This is a genomic window from Moraxella sp. FZLJ2109, from assembly GCF_024296965.1.
GTDB lineage: Bacteria > Pseudomonadota > Gammaproteobacteria > Pseudomonadales > Moraxellaceae > Moraxella.
In genome coordinates this window covers 756,333-773,313 of record NZ_CP101112.1, presented here as the reverse complement: position 1 = coordinate 773,313, position 16,981 = coordinate 756,333, and the positions used below count along the sequence as shown (strand labels likewise).

13 protein-coding genes are annotated in these 16,981 nt (G+C 48.1%); 7 read left to right on the top strand and 6 right to left on the bottom strand.

The window, feature by feature from the left end; genetic code table 11:
• The first annotated feature begins 169 nt into the window (after positions 1–169).
• The 3 genes from NKU06_RS03580 to NKU06_RS03570 all read left to right on the top strand — a co-directional run bounded on the left by NKU06_RS03580 (position 170) and on the right by NKU06_RS03570 (position 4,183).
• Entirely contained in the window at positions 170–1,594 is a 1,425-nt protein-coding gene (locus NKU06_RS03580; protein WP_253222885.1) for a phosphomannomutase CpsG, read from the top strand.
• A 160-nt stretch (positions 1,595–1,754) separates the two neighbouring features.
• Positions 1,755–2,915, top strand: a complete 1,161-nt coding sequence (dnaJ, locus tag NKU06_RS03575) for a molecular chaperone DnaJ (protein ID WP_254728808.1) — start codon at positions 1,755–1,757, stop codon at positions 2,913–2,915.
• Positions 2,916–2,998: 83 nt separating this feature from the next.
• On the top strand, positions 2,999–4,183 hold the full coding sequence (locus NKU06_RS03570; protein ID WP_253222887.1) for a PLP-dependent transferase: 1,185 nt from the start codon (positions 2,999–3,001) through the stop codon (positions 4,181–4,183).
• Between the two features lie 23 nt (positions 4,184–4,206).
• On the opposite strand, the gene NKU06_RS03565 is transcribed toward NKU06_RS03570, so the two are convergent.
• The 5 genes from NKU06_RS03565 to hisIE all read right to left on the bottom strand — a co-directional run bounded on the left by NKU06_RS03565 (position 4,207) and on the right by hisIE (position 7,064).
• On the bottom strand, positions 4,207–4,542 hold the full coding sequence (locus NKU06_RS03565; RefSeq protein WP_253222888.1) for a DUF4298 domain-containing protein: 336 nt from the start codon (positions 4,540–4,542) through the stop codon (positions 4,207–4,209).
• A gap of 2 nt (positions 4,543–4,544) precedes the next feature.
• Positions 4,545–5,327: a twin-arginine translocase subunit TatC gene (gene tatC / locus NKU06_RS03560; protein WP_254728807.1), complete on the bottom strand. Its 783-nt coding sequence runs from the start codon at positions 5,325–5,327 to the stop codon at positions 4,545–4,547.
• A complete protein-coding gene (locus NKU06_RS03555) occupies positions 5,324–5,839 on the bottom strand; it encodes a twin-arginine translocase TatA/TatE family subunit (protein ID WP_254728806.1) in 516 nt (171 codons plus the stop codon). The genes tatC and NKU06_RS03555 overlap by 4 nt, the downstream gene beginning before the upstream one ends.
• A 40-nt stretch (positions 5,840–5,879) precedes the next feature.
• Positions 5,880–6,098, bottom strand: coding sequence for a Sec-independent protein translocase subunit TatA (gene tatA / locus NKU06_RS03550; RefSeq protein ID WP_254728805.1), 219 nt, complete (start codon positions 6,096–6,098; stop codon positions 5,880–5,882).
• A gap of 126 nt (positions 6,099–6,224) precedes the next feature.
• The gene (gene hisIE / locus NKU06_RS03545) at positions 6,225–7,064 is read right to left on the bottom strand and encodes a bifunctional phosphoribosyl-AMP cyclohydrolase/phosphoribosyl-ATP diphosphatase HisIE (protein ID WP_254728804.1); all 840 of its coding nucleotides are present in this window, start codon (positions 7,062–7,064) and stop codon (positions 6,225–6,227) included.
• 310 nt (positions 7,065–7,374) lie between these two features.
• On the opposite strand from hisIE, the gene NKU06_RS03540 reads away from it, so the two are divergent.
• Both NKU06_RS03540 and NKU06_RS03535 read left to right on the top strand, forming a co-directional pair.
• The gene (locus tag NKU06_RS03540) at positions 7,375–8,688 is read left to right on the top strand and encodes an MFS transporter (RefSeq protein WP_253222893.1); all 1,314 of its coding nucleotides are present in this window, start codon (positions 7,375–7,377) and stop codon (positions 8,686–8,688) included.
• A 307-nt stretch (positions 8,689–8,995) separates the two neighbouring features.
• Positions 8,996–10,669 carry a glutamate synthase-related protein gene (locus tag NKU06_RS03535; RefSeq protein ID WP_253222894.1) on the top strand — a complete coding sequence of 558 codons (1,674 nt, stop codon included), beginning with the start codon at positions 8,996–8,998 and terminating at the stop codon, positions 10,667–10,669.
• A gap of 83 nt (positions 10,670–10,752) precedes the next feature.
• On the opposite strand, the gene NKU06_RS03530 is transcribed toward NKU06_RS03535, so the two are convergent.
• Positions 10,753–12,264, bottom strand: coding sequence for an aldehyde dehydrogenase family protein (locus tag NKU06_RS03530; RefSeq protein ID WP_254728803.1), 1,512 nt, complete (start codon positions 12,262–12,264; stop codon positions 10,753–10,755).
• 488 nt (positions 12,265–12,752) lie between these two features.
• Between NKU06_RS03530 and NKU06_RS03525 the strand changes: the two genes are divergently transcribed.
• Positions 12,753–15,605: a 2-oxoglutarate dehydrogenase E1 component gene (locus tag NKU06_RS03525; protein ID WP_254728802.1), complete on the top strand. Its 2,853-nt coding sequence runs from the start codon at positions 12,753–12,755 to the stop codon at positions 15,603–15,605.
• 89 nt (positions 15,606–15,694) lie between these two features.
• Positions 15,695–16,918 (top strand): 2-oxoglutarate dehydrogenase complex dihydrolipoyllysine-residue succinyltransferase, encoded by a 1,224-nt coding sequence (odhB, locus tag NKU06_RS03520; RefSeq protein ID WP_253222897.1) that lies wholly within the window; start codon positions 15,695–15,697, stop codon positions 16,916–16,918.
• Positions 16,919–16,981 lie beyond the last annotated feature (63 nt).

Sequence of the window (16,981 nt, the reverse complement as noted above, 5' to 3'; positions counted from 1 at the left end):
TCTCTTATAACTGTTGAAAGACATTGAATCATCATGTTATTTTAGCTTGAGTGTGACTGATGTTTCAAGGTGTTTCATTTGGGCTAACTTTTTACACTTTAGCCATACGAACCAACCAATTTTTATGCTACACTATGCTTGAAATCCAAGATTTTATTAAGGAATAGTAATGAATAAATTTGAAAAAATCAGTATCAGCTGCTTTAAAGCTTATGATGTGCGTGGCGAGCTTGGCGTCAATCTGGACGAGTCCATCGCTTATCGCATCGGCCGTGCTTTTGCACAGATTTTGGCAAATAACACCACACACAACCAGTCTGCCATCGTCATCGGTGCAGACATTCGCCCATCAAGCTTTGCCCTAAAAGCCGCTGCGATCGATGGTATCACTGACGCTGGCGTGGATGTCATTGACCTTGGCATGACAGGCACTGAAGAAGTGTATTTTGCCACTAGTCATTATCACGCCATCGGCGGCATTGAAGTCACCGCAAGCCATAACCCAATTAATTATAATGGCTTAAAAATGGTGCGCGAAAATTCTCGTCCAATCAGCGCTGATACAGGACTGGGCGAAGTGCGCGCTTTGGCAGAAAGTGGTGAGTTTATTGATGCACCAAAAGGGCGAGTGATTGAAAAATCAGACAAAACTGCCTACATCGATAAGCTGATGAGCTTTGTGGATACCGCCAAATTCACCGCCAAAAAAATCATCGTCAACAGCGGCAACGGCTCAGCAGGCCCTGTGGTCGATGCCATCGAAGCACGCTTTGCAGCCGCTGGCGCGCCGATTGAGCTCATCAAAGTGCATCATACGCCTGATGGCAGTTTCCCAAATGGCATCCCAAACCCAATGATCATCGCCAACCAAGCATCAACGCGTGATGCAGTACTGGCGCATGGGGCGGATTTTGGTGTGGCGTTCGATGGCGATTTTGACCGCTGCTTTTTGTTCGATGCCAATGGCAGATTCATCGATGGCAGCTATGTCGTCGGGATGCTTGCCGCCGCTTTTTTACAAAAACATCAAGGCGAAACCATCGTCTATGATCCGCGCGTGATTTATAACACCGAAAATGTCATCAGCGACCTAGGCGGCGTGCCTGCGCTGAGCAAATCAGGACATTCATTCATCAAGCAAGTGATGCGTGAAACGGGTGCCATCTATGGTGGCGAGATGTCAGCACATCATTATTTCAAAGAATTTTTCTACTGCGACAGCGGTATGGTGCCATGGCTGCTATTAATTGAGCTGTTATCAGTGACAGGCAAATCTTTGGCTGAGCTTGTCGATGATTATATCAGCGCATTCCCAAGCTCAGGCGAGCTCAATTTCAAGCTTGGACAGTCTGATGCAGCAACCATCAGCCAAGCTTTAGAAGATAAATATGGCTCGCTCAATCCTGCCAAAAACACGCTTGATGGCTTAAGCCTTGACTTTGGCGATTGGCGATTTAATCTGCGTTCGAGTAACACCGAGCCTTTGATTCGCCTAAATATCGAGACTCGTGGTGATGCGGATTTGCTCAAGAGTAAAACTGCTGAAATCTTGGCATTGTTGGCGGATCATGGAGCAATCGCTGCTGATCACTAATAAGTTAAGCTTTCTTGGCCAAATCCCGATGGTATTCATCGGGATTTTTTTCGTGAAATACGCTCTAGAATTTGTAGGTATTTAATGATTTAGGCTTGATAAATTGTGGTAATAACACCATATTTAGGGATATTTTTGTGTTTTTTATTGAGTTTTGGATATGAGTAAAGATTTTTATAGCATCTTGAGCGTGGATCGCTCCGCCGACGAAAAAGAAATCAAAAAAGCCTTTCGTAAAATTGCGATGAAATACCATCCAGACCGCAACCCAGACAATCCTGAGGCCGAAGAAAAGCTCAAAGAAGCCACCCGAGCTTATGAGACGCTCAGCGATGCCGAAAAGCGTGCTGCCTATGACCGCATGGGGCATGATGCCTATGAGCAAGGCATGGGTGCAGGTGGCTTTGGCGGCGGTGGTTTCGGCGGCTTTGGCGGTGGCGATTTTAACGATATTTTTGGTGATTTATTCGGTCAAGCCTTTGGCGGTGGCGGCGGTTTCGGTGGCTTTGGTGGTGGTTCAAGTCGTCGTGCTAGCCGTGGTGCGGATTTGTTGTACAACATCAGCTTGACACTCGAAGAAGCGGTCAAAGGCTGCAAAAAACAAATCACCTTTTCAACATCTGTCACCTGTGGTACATGTCATGGTAAGGGGGCTAAGTCTGACAGCGACATCGTCACCTGTGGCCATTGCCACGGCCAAGGTCAGGTACGTATGCAGCAGGGCTTTTTCGTCATGCAGCAGACCTGTCCGCAGTGTCATGGCACAGGCAAACAAATCAAAAACCCTTGCCCCGACTGTCATGGCGAAGGCAAAAAAAGCGAACAGCAAACGCTGGAAGTCTCGATCCCTGCCGGTGTCGATGATGGCGACCGCGTGCGTCTAGCAGGTAAGGGTGAAGCAGGCGATAAAGGTATGCCAAATGGCGATCTTTATGTCGAAGTGCGTGTACAGCCACATGATGTATTCACTCGTCGTGGCGCGGATTTGCACATGGATGTCCCTGTATCTATGGCAACAGCGGCATTGGGTGATGAAGTCGAAGTGCCAACCCTAGATGGCAAAATCAAAGTCAAAATCGCTGAAGGCACACAATCAGGCAAGCTACTGCGAGTGCGTGGTAAAGGCGTTACCACCGTGCGTGGACATATGCAAGGTGATTTGATTTGCCGTATCGTGGTGCAGACCCCTGTTAATCTGACTTCTGAACAAAAAGAGCTGATGCGACAGCTACAAGCTAGCTTAGGTGAGAAAAATAGCGGCGAGCAGAAAAAAGGCTTTTTTGACAAATTCAAAGACGATGTCAAAGACCTGTTCGACTAAGCATAGGATCTCAAAGCATTTGACAAAGCCATCATATCCTCAGTATGATGGCTTTTTATTTGCCCATTAATAAAGCAGTATCTATGAAAACACAAACGGCACTGATTCATGATCCTCGTCATACACCACAAATGATCGACAGCTTGCAGCCGCCTGTCTATCGAGCATCGACGATTGTCTTTAAAGATATGGCTGCTTTGCAAAATCGACATTGGACAGATCGCTATGATTATAGCTATGGCACGCATGGCACACCAACGACTTATACGCTTGCCGATCAGATTGCACGGCTAGAAGGGGGTGAGTACTGCCTGCTTGCACCGAGTGGGCTTTCAGCGATCAATTTGGTGAATACTGCCTTATTGACCTCAGGTGATGAGGTGTGGCTTGCAGACAATATGTATGGGCCAAACCTTGAGCACCTAAGCTTCTTGCAAGCACACTATGGCATTGTGGTGAAGATTTATGATCCTACCGACATTGACAGCTTTATGCCAAGTGAGCAGTGTCGCCTCCTGTGGATTGAGGCAGCAGGCTCGGTCACGATGGAGTTTCCTGATGTTATTGGATTGATTCATAAGGCCAAAGCACACGGCATCACGGTAGCACTGGATAATACATGGGGTGCAGGACTGGCATTTAGTCCGTTTGCTATCGGTGATGAGAAACTGGCAGTAGATATTTCGGTGCATGCTTTGACCAAATATCCAAGTGGCGGCGGTGATGTGTTGATGGGTAGTGTGGTCACCAAGGAAAAGGGGCTGTATCACAAACTGCTACGCATGCACGCACTACAGGGTGTCTGCGTCTCAGGTGATGACTGTGCGACCGTGTATCGAAGCTTACCAAGCATGGCATTGCGTTATCAAAAGCAGTCACAAGCGTGTATCGAGCTATTGCAATTCTTGCAAAATCAACCGCAAATCGCACAAGTGCTTCATCCTGCTCATCCGTCAGCAGCAGGGCATGATCACTGGCAACAGGTGTGCCAAACAGGGTTATCAGCAGGGCTTGTCAGTATCATCCTTGATGATCGATACAGTTGGGCGAATGTTTGTCGTTTCGTTGATGCGTTAAAATTATTTAAAATCGGCTTTAGCTGGGGCGGAGCGACTAGCCTTGTGATGCCCTATGATCTCAATAAGATGCGTCAGTGTGAGCGTTCGCACCTTGCCAAGGGTTATTTGGTGCGGTTTTGTATCGGGCTTGAGGCAGTGGCAGACCTGCAGGCAGATATTGAGCAGGCATTAGCGACCTTGGAACAATAGGGGAAAGGCGGACTAAGAGTGGCTTAGTCATCGGCAGAGCGTGTATGATCCAGTGTCTGCACGCATAGACGCAGTAGTCGCCAAAGTAGCTCTTGCTTGGCGATTATCTCATCATACAGTGTATCTTCACTCAGTACACTATATTCGCCATCGGTGGTAGTATCAAGCAAACCTTCTGCATCAAGGGTAAGTAGCTCATGATAGTCATCACTCATGTAGGCATGCTCAAGAGATGCTATGGTTTGTAGAGCATCTGTCAGCTGCTGCTCAAATGTCTGTAGGACAGCTTTTTGGTCAAGCCATTGGCGGTAGAGTGCTTGTAGCTGGTCTAGGCGAGCTTGGGCGTCTGTCGGTGTCATTATTAAGACGCCTGCTGAAGGTGTGGCGTATCATCATCAGACGGCGTATCTTTGACCAACAGTCTTGCCATGAATAAACCCAATTCGAACAGTAAGCACATCGGAATGGCGAGCATCAGCATACTTGCGCCATCAGGCGGAGTGACGATGGCAGCGACAGCGAAGCAGCCGACGATGATATAGCGGCGTTTGTCCGCCAGACTTTTGACGCTGACCAAACGCATCAGCACCAAAATCATCGTCGCCACAGGAATCTCGAACATCACGCCGAACACCAAGAACAGCTTGAGCACGAAGTCAAGATAACTATCAATATCCGTCATCGGCAGTACATTATCAGGCGCGAACATCACGAAGAATTTCAGCGCAGGCACCAGCACAATAAAGTATGCAAATGCCACGCCCAAATAAAACAGCACAATGGCGCTGAGCATCAGTGGCAAGGCAGCGCGTTTTTCGTGTTTATAAAGCCCAGGGGAGATAAAGCCCCAGATCTGCGCGATGATAAATGGCACGCTGGCAAACAGCGCGATAAAAAAGGTTAGGCGAATCGGCGCAAGAAAACCCGATGCGACATCGGTGGCGATCAGACTGGCTTCGGCAGGCAGTAGCGCGACCAGTGGATTGGAAATGAAATCATACAGCTGACGGCTAAATCCCACCAGTGCCAAAAAAATCCCCAATACTGCCAAAAAAATGCGAATAAAACGCGTGCGCAATTCCACAAAATGCGCCATCAAAGGCATGTCATCGCCGCGCGGCGTGGGTGTCGTCGTATTGCTCATGAGTTCACCCGATTTAGTAGTGGGTCGGCGGTGTAATTGGGCATCATCGGTGCGGCAGGCAGCCTGCGCGCGCGATCATAGTCGCCCAAGACGAACCAACGATTTGCCATTGGTTGTGTGGTGGATTGTAGCGTTTGTGCGGTGGCAGGATTGGTGTCGCTGATGGCGTCGTTTAGCTGCTCTGGTATGGTCTGCCAAGCATCCATCGCTTGAGATGTGGCGGTGTGAAATTGGCTTTCGGTACGACCCAAAGACTGTTGCAGGGCATTCATCTGCGCCTTCATCTGCGCTTCAGATTCGCGGATTTTGGCAAGTTCTTTTTTGAGTTCTTCTTGGGCTTCGAGCAGCTGTAATTCGCTAGCGATCTCGGACTGTAGGCGCGTGCTGGCACGGCGCAAAGTACCATACCAACGCCCCAAAGTGCGTGCAGCGACGATCAGCTTTTCAGGACCAAGCACGATGAGTGCAATGATCCCAAACAGCGTCATCTCAAATAAACCAATGTTAAACATGGCTTGATATCACAAGATAATCAGAATGAACAAAGCAAACTTAGGCTTTGTCGTCGGTTTTTTCGACTTTGACTTCTTCGGCGACGATGGTTTTTTCGTTTTGGCTGATGGCTTTGGTGTCGTCTTCTTTGACCGCGTCTTTAAAGCCCTTGACCGCTGAGCCCAAATCCTTGCCCGCGTTTTTTAGTTTACTGGTGCCAAAAATCACCACAACCACAACCAACAAAATCAACCAGTGTGTTAAAGAAAATGAACCCATGATTATTATCCTTTTTATGTTCTAAGAGTTATGCCGCCCATCATAGCACAATTTTATCGCGCTGTGAATGGATAATGTTAAGATATTCTGTGCTTTTTCTTGAATGACACATCGACTTTGCGGCAGTTATGCGCTTTGGTTGCGGCTGTTTTTCTCATCGATGCCAGAGACGCCGAAGCGACGCGCAAGCTCAGTGATCACCGCTTGCGAATCAAGCCCCAATGCCGACAGTGCCACCATCTGATGAAACCAAGTATCCGCCACTTCATAGACAAAATCTGTGCGCATCGCATCGATATTCTCGCCTGTGGCTTGTGCCAATTGCAATTCTTTGGCAGCTAAGATGCTTTCTACCGATTCTTCGCCGACTTTTTCTAGGATTTTATTTAAGCCTTTATGATAAAGACTTGCCACATAAGAGCTGTCTTTGTCGGCGGTTTTGCGATCGTTCAAGATGGCATCAAGCGCGCCCAAGACATCGTGGCTGTTTGGTGCGGCTTGTGCAGCAGTTTGGGCGGCTTGAGTGGCGACTTGGGTAGAACTTTGGTCAGCGTGTGCGTGTTTGTCATCTGCTTGGCCATAGATCTCATTAGGGTCTTTGATAACATCACTGATGATTTGCCAATTACCATCGGCGTCAAGCTTTTGATAAAAGCAGGATTTGCGCCCTGTGTGGCAGGCGATACCGCCCAATTGCGTGACCGATAAAATCACTGTGTCGCCATCGCAGTCGGTGTAGATATCGTGGACGATCTGGGTGTGACCTGATGTCTCGCCTTTGTGCCACAGCTTGCCGCGTGAACGCGAAAAATACACTGCCGTGCCTGTCTTGCGCGTCAGCTCCAGCGATTCGCGGTTTTGCCAAGCCATCATCAGCACCTGTCCTGTGGCGCGGTCTTGGGCGATAGTCGGCACTAGGCCGTCAGCGTTAAATTTGATCACATCCAGCCAATTTGCTGTACTCATAGAAAATCCTTATGCATCTTGGTAAATTTTTCATAGTTTAGCACACCCACCGAGTGAAAATCAGCACAAGTTCACTTGGATATATCAAGATTTTGGTGATATTTGCAAATTATTATCATGAATATCGTATTGACTGCCGATAGCGATTCAGACACAATAATGCACCAGATGCATTTGGCACAAGCTTACCATCTCACCGCTGATGCCAAGCGTGTCACTGTGCTATTTTTATATTGAATAAAACAACACATCCCAAGCAAGTTTTTTGCACCGCAGGGCTGCTTGTACATAACAACAATAGGGATTTTTTATGACTACCATTCGATTGAACGAGCTGATCGACAGCCAACCACTGGGCCGCTACCAAAAAATCATCATCTCACTGTGCATGGCGCTGATGATCTTGGATGGATATGACATCCAAGCGATGGCGTATGCCGCGCCTTTGATCATGGAGAGCTGGCAAGTGGATAAGGCATTGCTTGGCGTGGTGTTCAGTGCGGCATTGGGTGGTCTGTTCGTTGGCTCACTGCTATTAAGTAGCTTATCGGATCGCTATGGTCGCCGTCCGATTTTATTGGTTTCGACTTTTGCTTTTGCGGTGCTGATGCTATTGACACCCCTTGCCAAGAACCTTGAGCAGCTTGCGATGATTCGCTTTGTGACGGGGATATTTTTGGGCGGCATCATGCCTAATGCCATGGCGTACAGCTCGGATATCGTACCCAAGCGTCAGCAGGTGTTCATCATGACGATGATCTCGGCAGGCTTTACGCTTGGGGCGATTTTGGGCGGCTTTGTGGCGACTGCGCTCAAGCCCTTTGGTTGGGAAGCGATCTTTTATTTCGGTGGTATTATGCCATTGATTTTATTCGTGTTTATGTATTTTTGGATTCCTGAGTCCCAAAAATTCTTGGTCGCACGCTCGCGCCACCCCAAAAAAGTACTAGAATCGCTGCGCAAGTTTTATCCATCGCTTGGCTTAAATGATGATGTCAAAATCGAGCTAGAAGACAAAACCACGCATAAGACATCGCCACTGGATCTGTTCAAACAAGGTCGTGCATTTTTCACCAGTACCATGTGGATCATCACGGTGCTAAATATGATCAGCTTGTATTTCTTGTCAAGTTGGCTGCCTGCCTTGGGCAAAGAATCAGGCTTGTCAATCAATCAAGCCTTGATGCTAGGTACAGTGCTGCAGCTGGGCGCGCTGATCGGCAGTCTGTCACAGGGCGCGATCATTCATAAATTTGGCTTTTATAAAGTCTTAATGCCAGTGTTCGTACTTGCGATCGTTACGGTCGGTTACATCGGCTACAGCGTGCATAGCGTGGCACTGCTGTTCGTTGTGGTGTTCTTGGCGGGCTTTGCGGTCATTGGTGGTCAGCCGACGCTCAATGCGTTATCAGCAAGCCACTATCCTGTGCTGCTTCGTAGTACAGGTGTGGGCTGGAGCATTGGCATTGGTCGCTTGGGTTCGGTGATTGGTCCTGTGTTGGGCGGTAGTCTGGCAGCGAGTATGAACATCGGGCCGCTGTTTTTGATCGCGGCGATTCCATCGGTATTGGTGCTAGTGATGCTGTTCGTCCAAGCGCGTGGCAACACAGGTTCAGCTGTATAAATTTATTGGTTTAAATTGGATAAACCACACATAAAATCCTGCAATCATCTTGGTTGCAGGATTTTTATTTGGGATCATTGATGACTTAAGCTTAAAAATTGTGGGCTAAGAGTGGCTTTTTTATCATATAAATCGATAGGTTTATCAATATTATCAAATTATGATGATAAATGCACTGTGGTATAATCGCCACAATCTGTCTATGCATTCATCTGTGCATCAAACACTCATTAATCCAAGAACTTATTGACCTAAGAAAAAGGCGTGCGGCTGTGCCAAAAGCGTCATCGTGTGGGAATGTCCTTTTATGACTTATCCAAAACCAAATAATCATTCAGCGAACTTCTTTTTTTTGATTTTGCCGCGCTATGTGCTGTTTTGGGTCTGCGTTGCGTTGATTCCTGTGGCGTTATTTTTGCAAATCTGGTGGTTGCTTGTGATCGCCATCGCCTTGACTTGCCTTGGGATTTATAATATCAATCAAAAACGCCACGCGATCTTGCGCAATTATCCGATCAGCGGACACATTCGCTTTTTATTTGAGAATTTCCGCCCAGAGGTGCGCCAATATTTCATCGAAGGCGATCGCGATGAAGTGCCGTTTTCGCGTCTGCAGCGCTCAATCGTTTATCAGCGTGCTAAGGATTTGGACAGCACCACCGCCTTTGGTAGCTTGAATGATTTGACCAAACCAGGTACGGATTGGTTCTTGCACTCAGGTCGCAGCCACACGATCGAAAATCACGATTTTCGCGTGCGCGTGGGCAATGAGCGCTGTTTGCAGCCTTATGAGTTGTCAGTGCTGAACATCTCGGCGATGAGTTTTGGCTCATTGTCCGCCAATGCCATCGAAGCATTGAATAAAGGCGCCAAAGAAGGCGGCTTTGCTCATGATACTGGCGAAGGGAGTATCAGTCCTTATCATCGTAAGCATGGTGGTGATTTGATTTGGGAGCTTGGCACGGGATATTTTGGCTGCCGTGATGATAATGGTCGATTCAATCCTGAGACTTTCCGTCAGCAGGCGGCATCTGAGCAGGTCAAGATGATCGAGATCAAGCTGTCACAAGGAGCGAAACCGGGTAAAGGCGGCGTACTACCTGCTGCCAAAATCACCCAAGAGATCGCTGAGACGCGCCACATTCCGATGGGTGTGGACTGCATTTCGCCAGCGACGCATCCAGAGTTTAGCACGCCGCGCGAGTTGGTACAGTTTTGGCAAAAATTGCGCGAATTATCGGGCGGTAAACCTGTGGGCTTTAAGCTGTGTATCGGTATGCCGTGGGAGTTTATGGCGATCGTCAAGGCGATGATTGAAGAAGATAATTATCCTGATTTCATTGTCGTCGATGGTGCAGAAGGCGGTACGGGTGCTGCGCCTGTGGAGTTCATGGATTCGGTGGGGATGCCGCTGGTCGATGCGCTGATTTTTGTCCAAAATACTTTGGTCGGTGCGGGCATTCGCGATAAGATCAAAATCGGCGTCAGTGGCAAAATCATCAGTGCCTTTGACATTGCCAAGATGATGAGCTTGGGGGCGGATTGGTGCAACTCGGCGCGTGGCTTTATGTTTGCGGTGGGCTGTATCCAGTCACGCTCATGCCATACCAACAAATGCCCAACTGGTGTCGCCACCCAAGACCCTGCTCGCCAAAAAGCATTGGATGTGCCTGATAAGTCGCGCCGCGTGAAAAACTTCCACGGCAATACACTAAAAGCACTGTCAGGTCTGGTCGGTGCAGCAGGGCTGAATCACCCAAGTGAACTGAAGCCACATCACATCGTCCGTCGCCAGCCAGACGGCTGGATTAAGCTGTTGTCCGAGCATTATCAGTTCATCGACTCAGGTTCGCTATTGACAGGTGATTGTGGTCGTCGTGTGCTGGATGATATGTGGAAGCTTGCTGATCCGAACAGCTTTCAGGCGATGAGCATCGCTGATGAGATCGTTGATGCTGAGAATGAGCGTCGCCGTCATTGATTGATTTTGAAATAAATCACCATCAAAAAAGCCATTGGATACTCCCAATGGCTTTTTGTTTTCTTGCTCTTCACTCCCTACTCTTAGAAAAACCCCAACGCCTTTGGTGAATAGCTGACCAATAGGTTTTTGGTTTGTTGATAATGATCAAGCATCATCTTGTGTGTCTCACGGCCAATGCCTGATTTTTTGTAGCCACCAAAAGCGGCATGAGCAGGGTAAATATGGTAGCAGTTGGTCCATACACGACCTGCTTGGATAGCACGGCCAGCACGATAAGCGATCGTGCCGTCACGGCTCCAAACGCCTGCGCCCAGACCGTACATGGTGTCGTTAGCGATGGCGATGGCTTCATCAAAGTCTTTGAAAGTGGTTACCGACAGCACAGGGCCAAAGATTTCTTCTTGGAAAATCTCCATGCTGTTCTCACCCTTAAAGATGGTCGGCTCGATATAAAATCCACCATCTACCTCGCTGCGAGCTTCGCCGCCAGTCAAGACTTCTGCCCCTTCAGCTTTACCTTTGGCGATACAGCCTAAGATTTTGTCTTGCTGCTCTTGGGATGCTTGAGCGCCGATCATGGTGTCGGTATCAAGCGGATGACCAGTTTTGATGTTCTTGACACGCTCAACGGCTTTTTTCAAGAAAGCTTCGGCGATACTTTCGTGTACCAGTGCACGAGATGGGCAGGTGCAGACTTCGCCTTGGTTTAGGGCGAACATTGCAAAGCCTTCCAAAGCCTTATCCAAGAATTCATCTTCACGATCCATGACATCAGCAAAGAAGATGTTTGGCGATTTGCCACCCAGCTCAAGCGTCACAGGGATGATATTTTCGGTGGCGTATTGCATGATTTTTTGACCGACTTCGGTTGAGCCTGTGAAGGCGACTTTGCCGATGCGTGGATTGGTCGCAAGCGGTGTGCCGACTTCAGGGCCAAAGCCGTTGACCACATTGAGCACGCCTTTTGGTAGCAAATCTTCAATCAGCTCAATGAGCACCATGATACTAACAGGCGTTTGCTCAGCAGGCTTAAGTACGATGCAGTTACCCGCCGCTAGCGCAGGGGCGATTTTCCATGCTGCCATCAAAATTGGGAAGTTCCAAGGGATAATCTGACCCACCACACCAATCGGCTCGTGGAAATGATACGCGACAGTGTCGTCATCGATTTGGCTGATGCTGCCTTCTTGGCTACGGATACAGCCAGCAAAATAGCGGAAATGGTCAATCGCCAGTGGAATATCAGCTGCCAAAGTCTCACGGATTGGCTTACCATTCTCCCAAGTCTCAGCGACGGCAAGCGTCTCAAGATTGGCTTCTAGGCGGTCGGCGATTTTTAATAATAAGGCTGAGCGTTCGGTCGGTGAAGTTTTGCCCCAAGCGTCCTTGGCAGCGTGTGCCGCATCAAGTGCCAGCTCAATATCTTTGGCATTGGATTTGGCGACTTTGGCAAAGGACTTGCCATCGACCGGTGAGATGTCGTCAAAATATTCCCCATCCACAGGGGCAACCCATTGCCCACCGATGAAATTGTCATATTTTTCCTTGAAATTGACTTTACTGCCTTCGGTATTTGGATTGGCATAGCGCATGATAAGTTCCTTTTTTTGTTGATTGTTTGATCATCAACTGACCAAGGACACAGTGACATCCTTGTATCACTTGATGACTTTATAATGCATGAAAATTGGTACAAATGTCCACATAATTTGTAGATAATTTGTATCCATTTATTGCAATATTCTAACTTGTGCGTGCTCGTTTGGTAGTTACTTGATTTGATACAACTTTTTGTAAAAACCACCAGAGTTGTTTAATAAAATTACAAAAACGCGAGCGATCACGAAATCAGATAAAATCAAGTAAGTAATAAGTAAGTAAAGTGTAAGCTTTGGGATTAAAAGATGAAAAATCGATGATTTTTGTGCCGAAAAAAGCGTTTGCAACTTGTTATCTTGCAAAAAAAGGCGTACACTATAGCGTGGTATGTCTTTTATCAAGACGCACAGTTTGTCGCCACCGTTTAACAAGCTTGTTAGGCATGGCGATATAATGTTTACTAACTCATGGCGTAATAACAATGACAAACAGTAAAGAGACGGTGGCGTTTTTAAACACCGAATTGGCGGCAGACAGTGCAGCCTATGTCGAAGCACTGTATGAACAATACCTAGAAGATAAAAATAGTGTCAGCGAAGACTGGCAGACTTATTTTGCGGATTATCGTCAAGACAATGACGCACCACACAATGCCATTAAAGAGCAGTTCTTGCTTTTGGCGCGCAACCAAACCAACGCACCGCGTGCAGCAGCTGGCGCATCAAGCGAAGCCAATCCAAAACAAATGGCGGTGCAGCAGCTGATCTCATCTTATCGTCGCCGTGGTCATCGCATGGCGAACCTAGATCCACTAGGGCTACAAGATCGCCCACGCCTAGAAGAGCTGACTTTGGCTTATCATGGTCTATCTGAAGCAGATCTAGACACCGTATTCCCAACCAACGACCTTGCCATCGGCAAAGATACCGCAACCTTGCGCGAGATCATCGAAATCCTAGAGCGCGTCTATTGCGGCAGCATCGGTTATGAATATATGCATGTATTCACCGCCACCGAAAAACGCTGGTTCGAGAATTATATCGAATCAAATCACGGTCATATCCGCTTTGATAAAGCCAAAAAATTAGAAATCTTCGAGCGTCTGAACGCAGCTGAAGGCTTGGAAAAATACCTTGCGCGTAAATACACAGGTGTGAAGCGTTTCGGTCTAGAAGGCGGTGAAAGCTTCATCCCTGCAGTGCACGAGATGGTGCAGCGCGTCGGTGGCTATGGCTCAAAAGAAGCCGTCATCGGTATGGCGCACCGCGGTCGTCTGAACTTGCTTGTCAATATCTTGGGCAAAAACCCAAGCGATCTGTTCGATGAATTTGATGGTAAAGTACAGCCTGTCAATGGCTCAGGCGATGTGAAATACCACAACGGTTTTTCATCGAATGTGATGACACCAGGTGGCGAGATGCACCTTGCTTTGGCGTTCAACCCATCGCATCTAGAGATCGTCTCACCTGTACTACAAGGCTCAGTGCGTGCGCGTCAAGCTCGCCGCTCAGAAGAGTACGGCTATGACATCGACAACAGCACTGTATTGCCGATCGTTGTGCATGGTGATGCTGCCTTTGCAGGTCAAGGTGTGAACCAAGAAACTTTCCAAATGTCACAAACACGCGCCTACAAGACAGGCGGTACTGTGCATATCGTGATCAATAACCAAGTTGGTTTCACCACTTCTCGTCCAGAAGACGCGCGCTCTACTGAATATTGTACTGATGTCGCAAAAATGGTACACGCACCGATCCTTCATGTCAATGGTGATGATCCAGAAGCGGTAGTATTTGCATCGCAGCTGATGGTGGACTATCGCCGTGAATTTGGCAAAGACATCGTACTTGACATCGTCTGCTACCGCCGTAACGGTCATAACGAATCAGATGAGCCATCAGCCACTCAGCCGCTGATGTACGCTGTCATCAAAAAACTACCAACCACGCGCACCAAATATGCCGAGCAGCTGATCAAAGAAGGCGTATTGACCGCCGAAGAAAGCAGCAAGTTCGAAGATGATTATCGTGTAGCACTAGACAATGGTCAAAATGTCGCCAACGGTTGGGTCAGCGAGCCAAATACCGAACTGTTCGTGGATTGGAAACCTTACCTAGGTCATAAGCTTGTCGATGACTGGGAAACTGGTGTCGATATTGAAAAACTAAAAGCCTATGGCGAAGCGATGGCGAAGATTCCAGAAGGCTTCACCTTGCAGCGTCAAGTGGCAAAAGTCATCGAGCAACGCCTAGCCATGCAAACTGGTCAAGAGCCACTGAACTGGGGTGCGGCTGAGACTTTGGCTTATGCAAGTCTTGCCGATGAAGGTTCATTGGTGCGTATCACTGGTGAAGATGTCGGTCGTGGTACTTTCTCACACCGTCACAGCGAGCTGTACAATGTCAATGACGGCAGTATGTACATTCCGCTACAGCACATCTCTCCAAATCAAGCCCGTTTTGCAACTTATAACTCACTGCTATCGGAAGAAGCGGTATTAGCGTTCGAATACGGCTATGCGACCACTGTGCCAAATGCACTGATTGTATGGGAGGCGCAGTTCGGTGACTTCGCGAACGGTGCGCAAGTGGTCATCGACCAGTTCATCTCATCAGGTGAGACCAAGTGGCAGCGCGTCTGTGGTTTGACCATGCTATTGCCACATGGCTTTGAAGGTCAAGGTCCTGAGCATTCATCAGCGCGTCTTGAGCGTTTCTTGCAGCTATGTGCCGAAGACAATATGCAAGTCATCACACCGACGACTCCTGCGCAGATTTTCCATGCATTGCGTCGCCAGGTATTGCGCCCGATCCGTAAGCCATTGGTGGTAATGTCACCAAAAAGCCTACTTCGTCATCCATTAGCGACTTCTGAGCTGTCAGAATTGGCAACAGGTAAGTTTGAAACCGTATTGCCAGAGATCGATACCATCGACAACAGCAAAGTGACTCGCCTAGTGCTATGTGGTGGTAAAGTTTACTACGATCTACTGGATCAACGCCGCAAACTGGGTCAAGAGCATGTGGCGATCGTTCGTATCGAGCAGCTATATCCACTGCCAGAAGCGCGCATTCTAGAAGAGATCGCTAAGTATCCAAATCTAGAAGAGATCATCTGGTCACAAGAAGAGCCATTGAACCAAGGTGCTTGGTACTATCTAGCACCGGAACTATATCGCATCGTCGTGCCTGCGCCTACTAAGGCGAAAATCATCGCACCGTCAGCACGCCCAGCGGCGGCTGCCCCTGCGACAGGCTCACCGAAGATGCACGCAGAACAACAAAAAGCCCTGATTGCACAAGCATTGGGTGTGACTGTTGATGCACTACAATAATCGCTTGCAGCCAAATCGATGACTGTCGGTTTGGCTGTCTTTACTTTTTACAATAAAATCAAAATTTTATAAACTTGAAGGAGTTTATTATGGCTGAAATCAAAGCCCCAGTATTCCCAGAATCAGTTCAAGACGGTACGATTGTTGAGTGGCATGTTGCCGAAGGCGAAGCGGTCAGCCGTGATCAGCTGTTGGCTGAAGTTGAGACCGATAAAGTTGTTCTAGAAATCGTTGCACCAGATGACGGCGTTGTGACCAGCATCGTGAAGAAAGTTGATGACACTGTACTGTCAGCTGAAGTGGTTGCGACTTTTGAAGCGGGTGCAGCTGCACCAGCAGGCGAAACCAAAGTTGCTAGCAAAGATGAAGCTGATGGCAACACCACAGTAGATCCTGCATCTGTTGCAGCTCCAGTACAGCCAAAAGCTGACACTGGCGCTGAAGGTGATTTTAAAGATCAAAGCCCGGCTGTGCGTAAAGCTGCTAAAGAAACTGGCGTTAATCCTGCTGATGTCCAAGGCTCAGGCCGTGGCGGTCGCGTGACCAAATCAGACATGGTAAACCCAACCTTGAAATCAGACAACGGTCAAGTGATCGCAACAGCTGTTGGTCAGCGTATCGAAAAACGCGAACCAATGACGCGTCTTCGTAAGCGTATCGCTGAGCGTCTATTGTCAGCCACTCAAGAAACTGCAATGCTGACCACTTTCAACGAAGTAAACATGAAGCCATTGATGGATCTGCGTGCTAAGTACAAAGATCGCTTCGAAAAACGCCACGGCGTAAAACTTGGCTTTATGTCACTATTTGTGAAAGCTGCAACCGAAGCACTAAAACGCTTCCCAGCAGTGAACGCATCAATCGATGGCAACGACATCATCTATCATGGCTACTATGATGTGGGCGTGGCAGTATCTTCTGACCGCGGTCTGGTTGTACCTGTCCTACGCGACACCGATGTGATGAGCATGGCTGATGTCGAAGCAGGCATCCGCGACTACGCGATCAAAGCACGCGAAGGCAAGCTATCTATCGAAGAGATGACTGGCGGTACTTTCACCATCACCAATGGCGGTGTATTTGGTTCACTACTATCAACCCCAATCATCAACCCACCACAAACTGCTATCCTAGGTATGCACGCAATCAATGAGCGTCCAATGGCAGTCAATGGTGAAGTGGTTATCCTACCAATGATGTATCTTGCGCTATCTTATGACCATCGCCTCATCGATGGTAAAGAAGCGGTACAGTTCCTAGTGACCATCAAGGAGCTGATCGAAGATCCACAAATGCTACTACTAGACCTATAATGTCTGTGGTGTAATTCATACAAAGGATTGTCAGCCGATGGCTTGGCAATTCTTTGTCCATTT

Coding starts and splice junctions, on each gene's coding strand:
- tatC (WP_254728807.1), bottom strand. CDS start 5,327: ATGAGCAATACGACGACACCCACGCCGCGCGGCGATGACATGCCTTTG.
- NKU06_RS03580 (WP_253222885.1), top strand. CDS start 170: ATGAATAAATTTGAAAAAATCAGTATCAGCTGCTTTAAAGCTTATGAT.
- NKU06_RS03540 (WP_253222893.1), top strand. CDS start 7,375: ATGACTACCATTCGATTGAACGAGCTGATCGACAGCCAACCACTGGGC.
- hisIE (WP_254728804.1), bottom strand. CDS start 7,064: ATGAGTACAGCAAATTGGCTGGATGTGATCAAATTTAACGCTGACGGC.
- NKU06_RS03570 (WP_253222887.1), top strand. CDS start 2,999: ATGAAAACACAAACGGCACTGATTCATGATCCTCGTCATACACCACAA.
- tatA (WP_254728805.1), bottom strand. CDS start 6,098: ATGGGTTCATTTTCTTTAACACACTGGTTGATTTTGTTGGTTGTGGTT.
- odhB (WP_253222897.1), top strand. CDS start 15,695: ATGGCTGAAATCAAAGCCCCAGTATTCCCAGAATCAGTTCAAGACGGT.
- NKU06_RS03530 (WP_254728803.1), bottom strand. CDS start 12,264: ATGCGCTATGCCAATCCAAATACCGAAGGCAGTAAAGTCAATTTCAAG.
- NKU06_RS03525 (WP_254728802.1), top strand. CDS start 12,753: ATGACAAACAGTAAAGAGACGGTGGCGTTTTTAAACACCGAATTGGCG.
- NKU06_RS03535 (WP_253222894.1), top strand. CDS start 8,996: ATGACTTATCCAAAACCAAATAATCATTCAGCGAACTTCTTTTTTTTG.
- NKU06_RS03565 (WP_253222888.1), bottom strand. CDS start 4,542: ATGACACCGACAGACGCCCAAGCTCGCCTAGACCAGCTACAAGCACTC.
- NKU06_RS03555 (WP_254728806.1), bottom strand. CDS start 5,839: ATGTTTAACATTGGTTTATTTGAGATGACGCTGTTTGGGATCATTGCA.
- dnaJ (WP_254728808.1), top strand. CDS start 1,755: ATGAGTAAAGATTTTTATAGCATCTTGAGCGTGGATCGCTCCGCCGAC.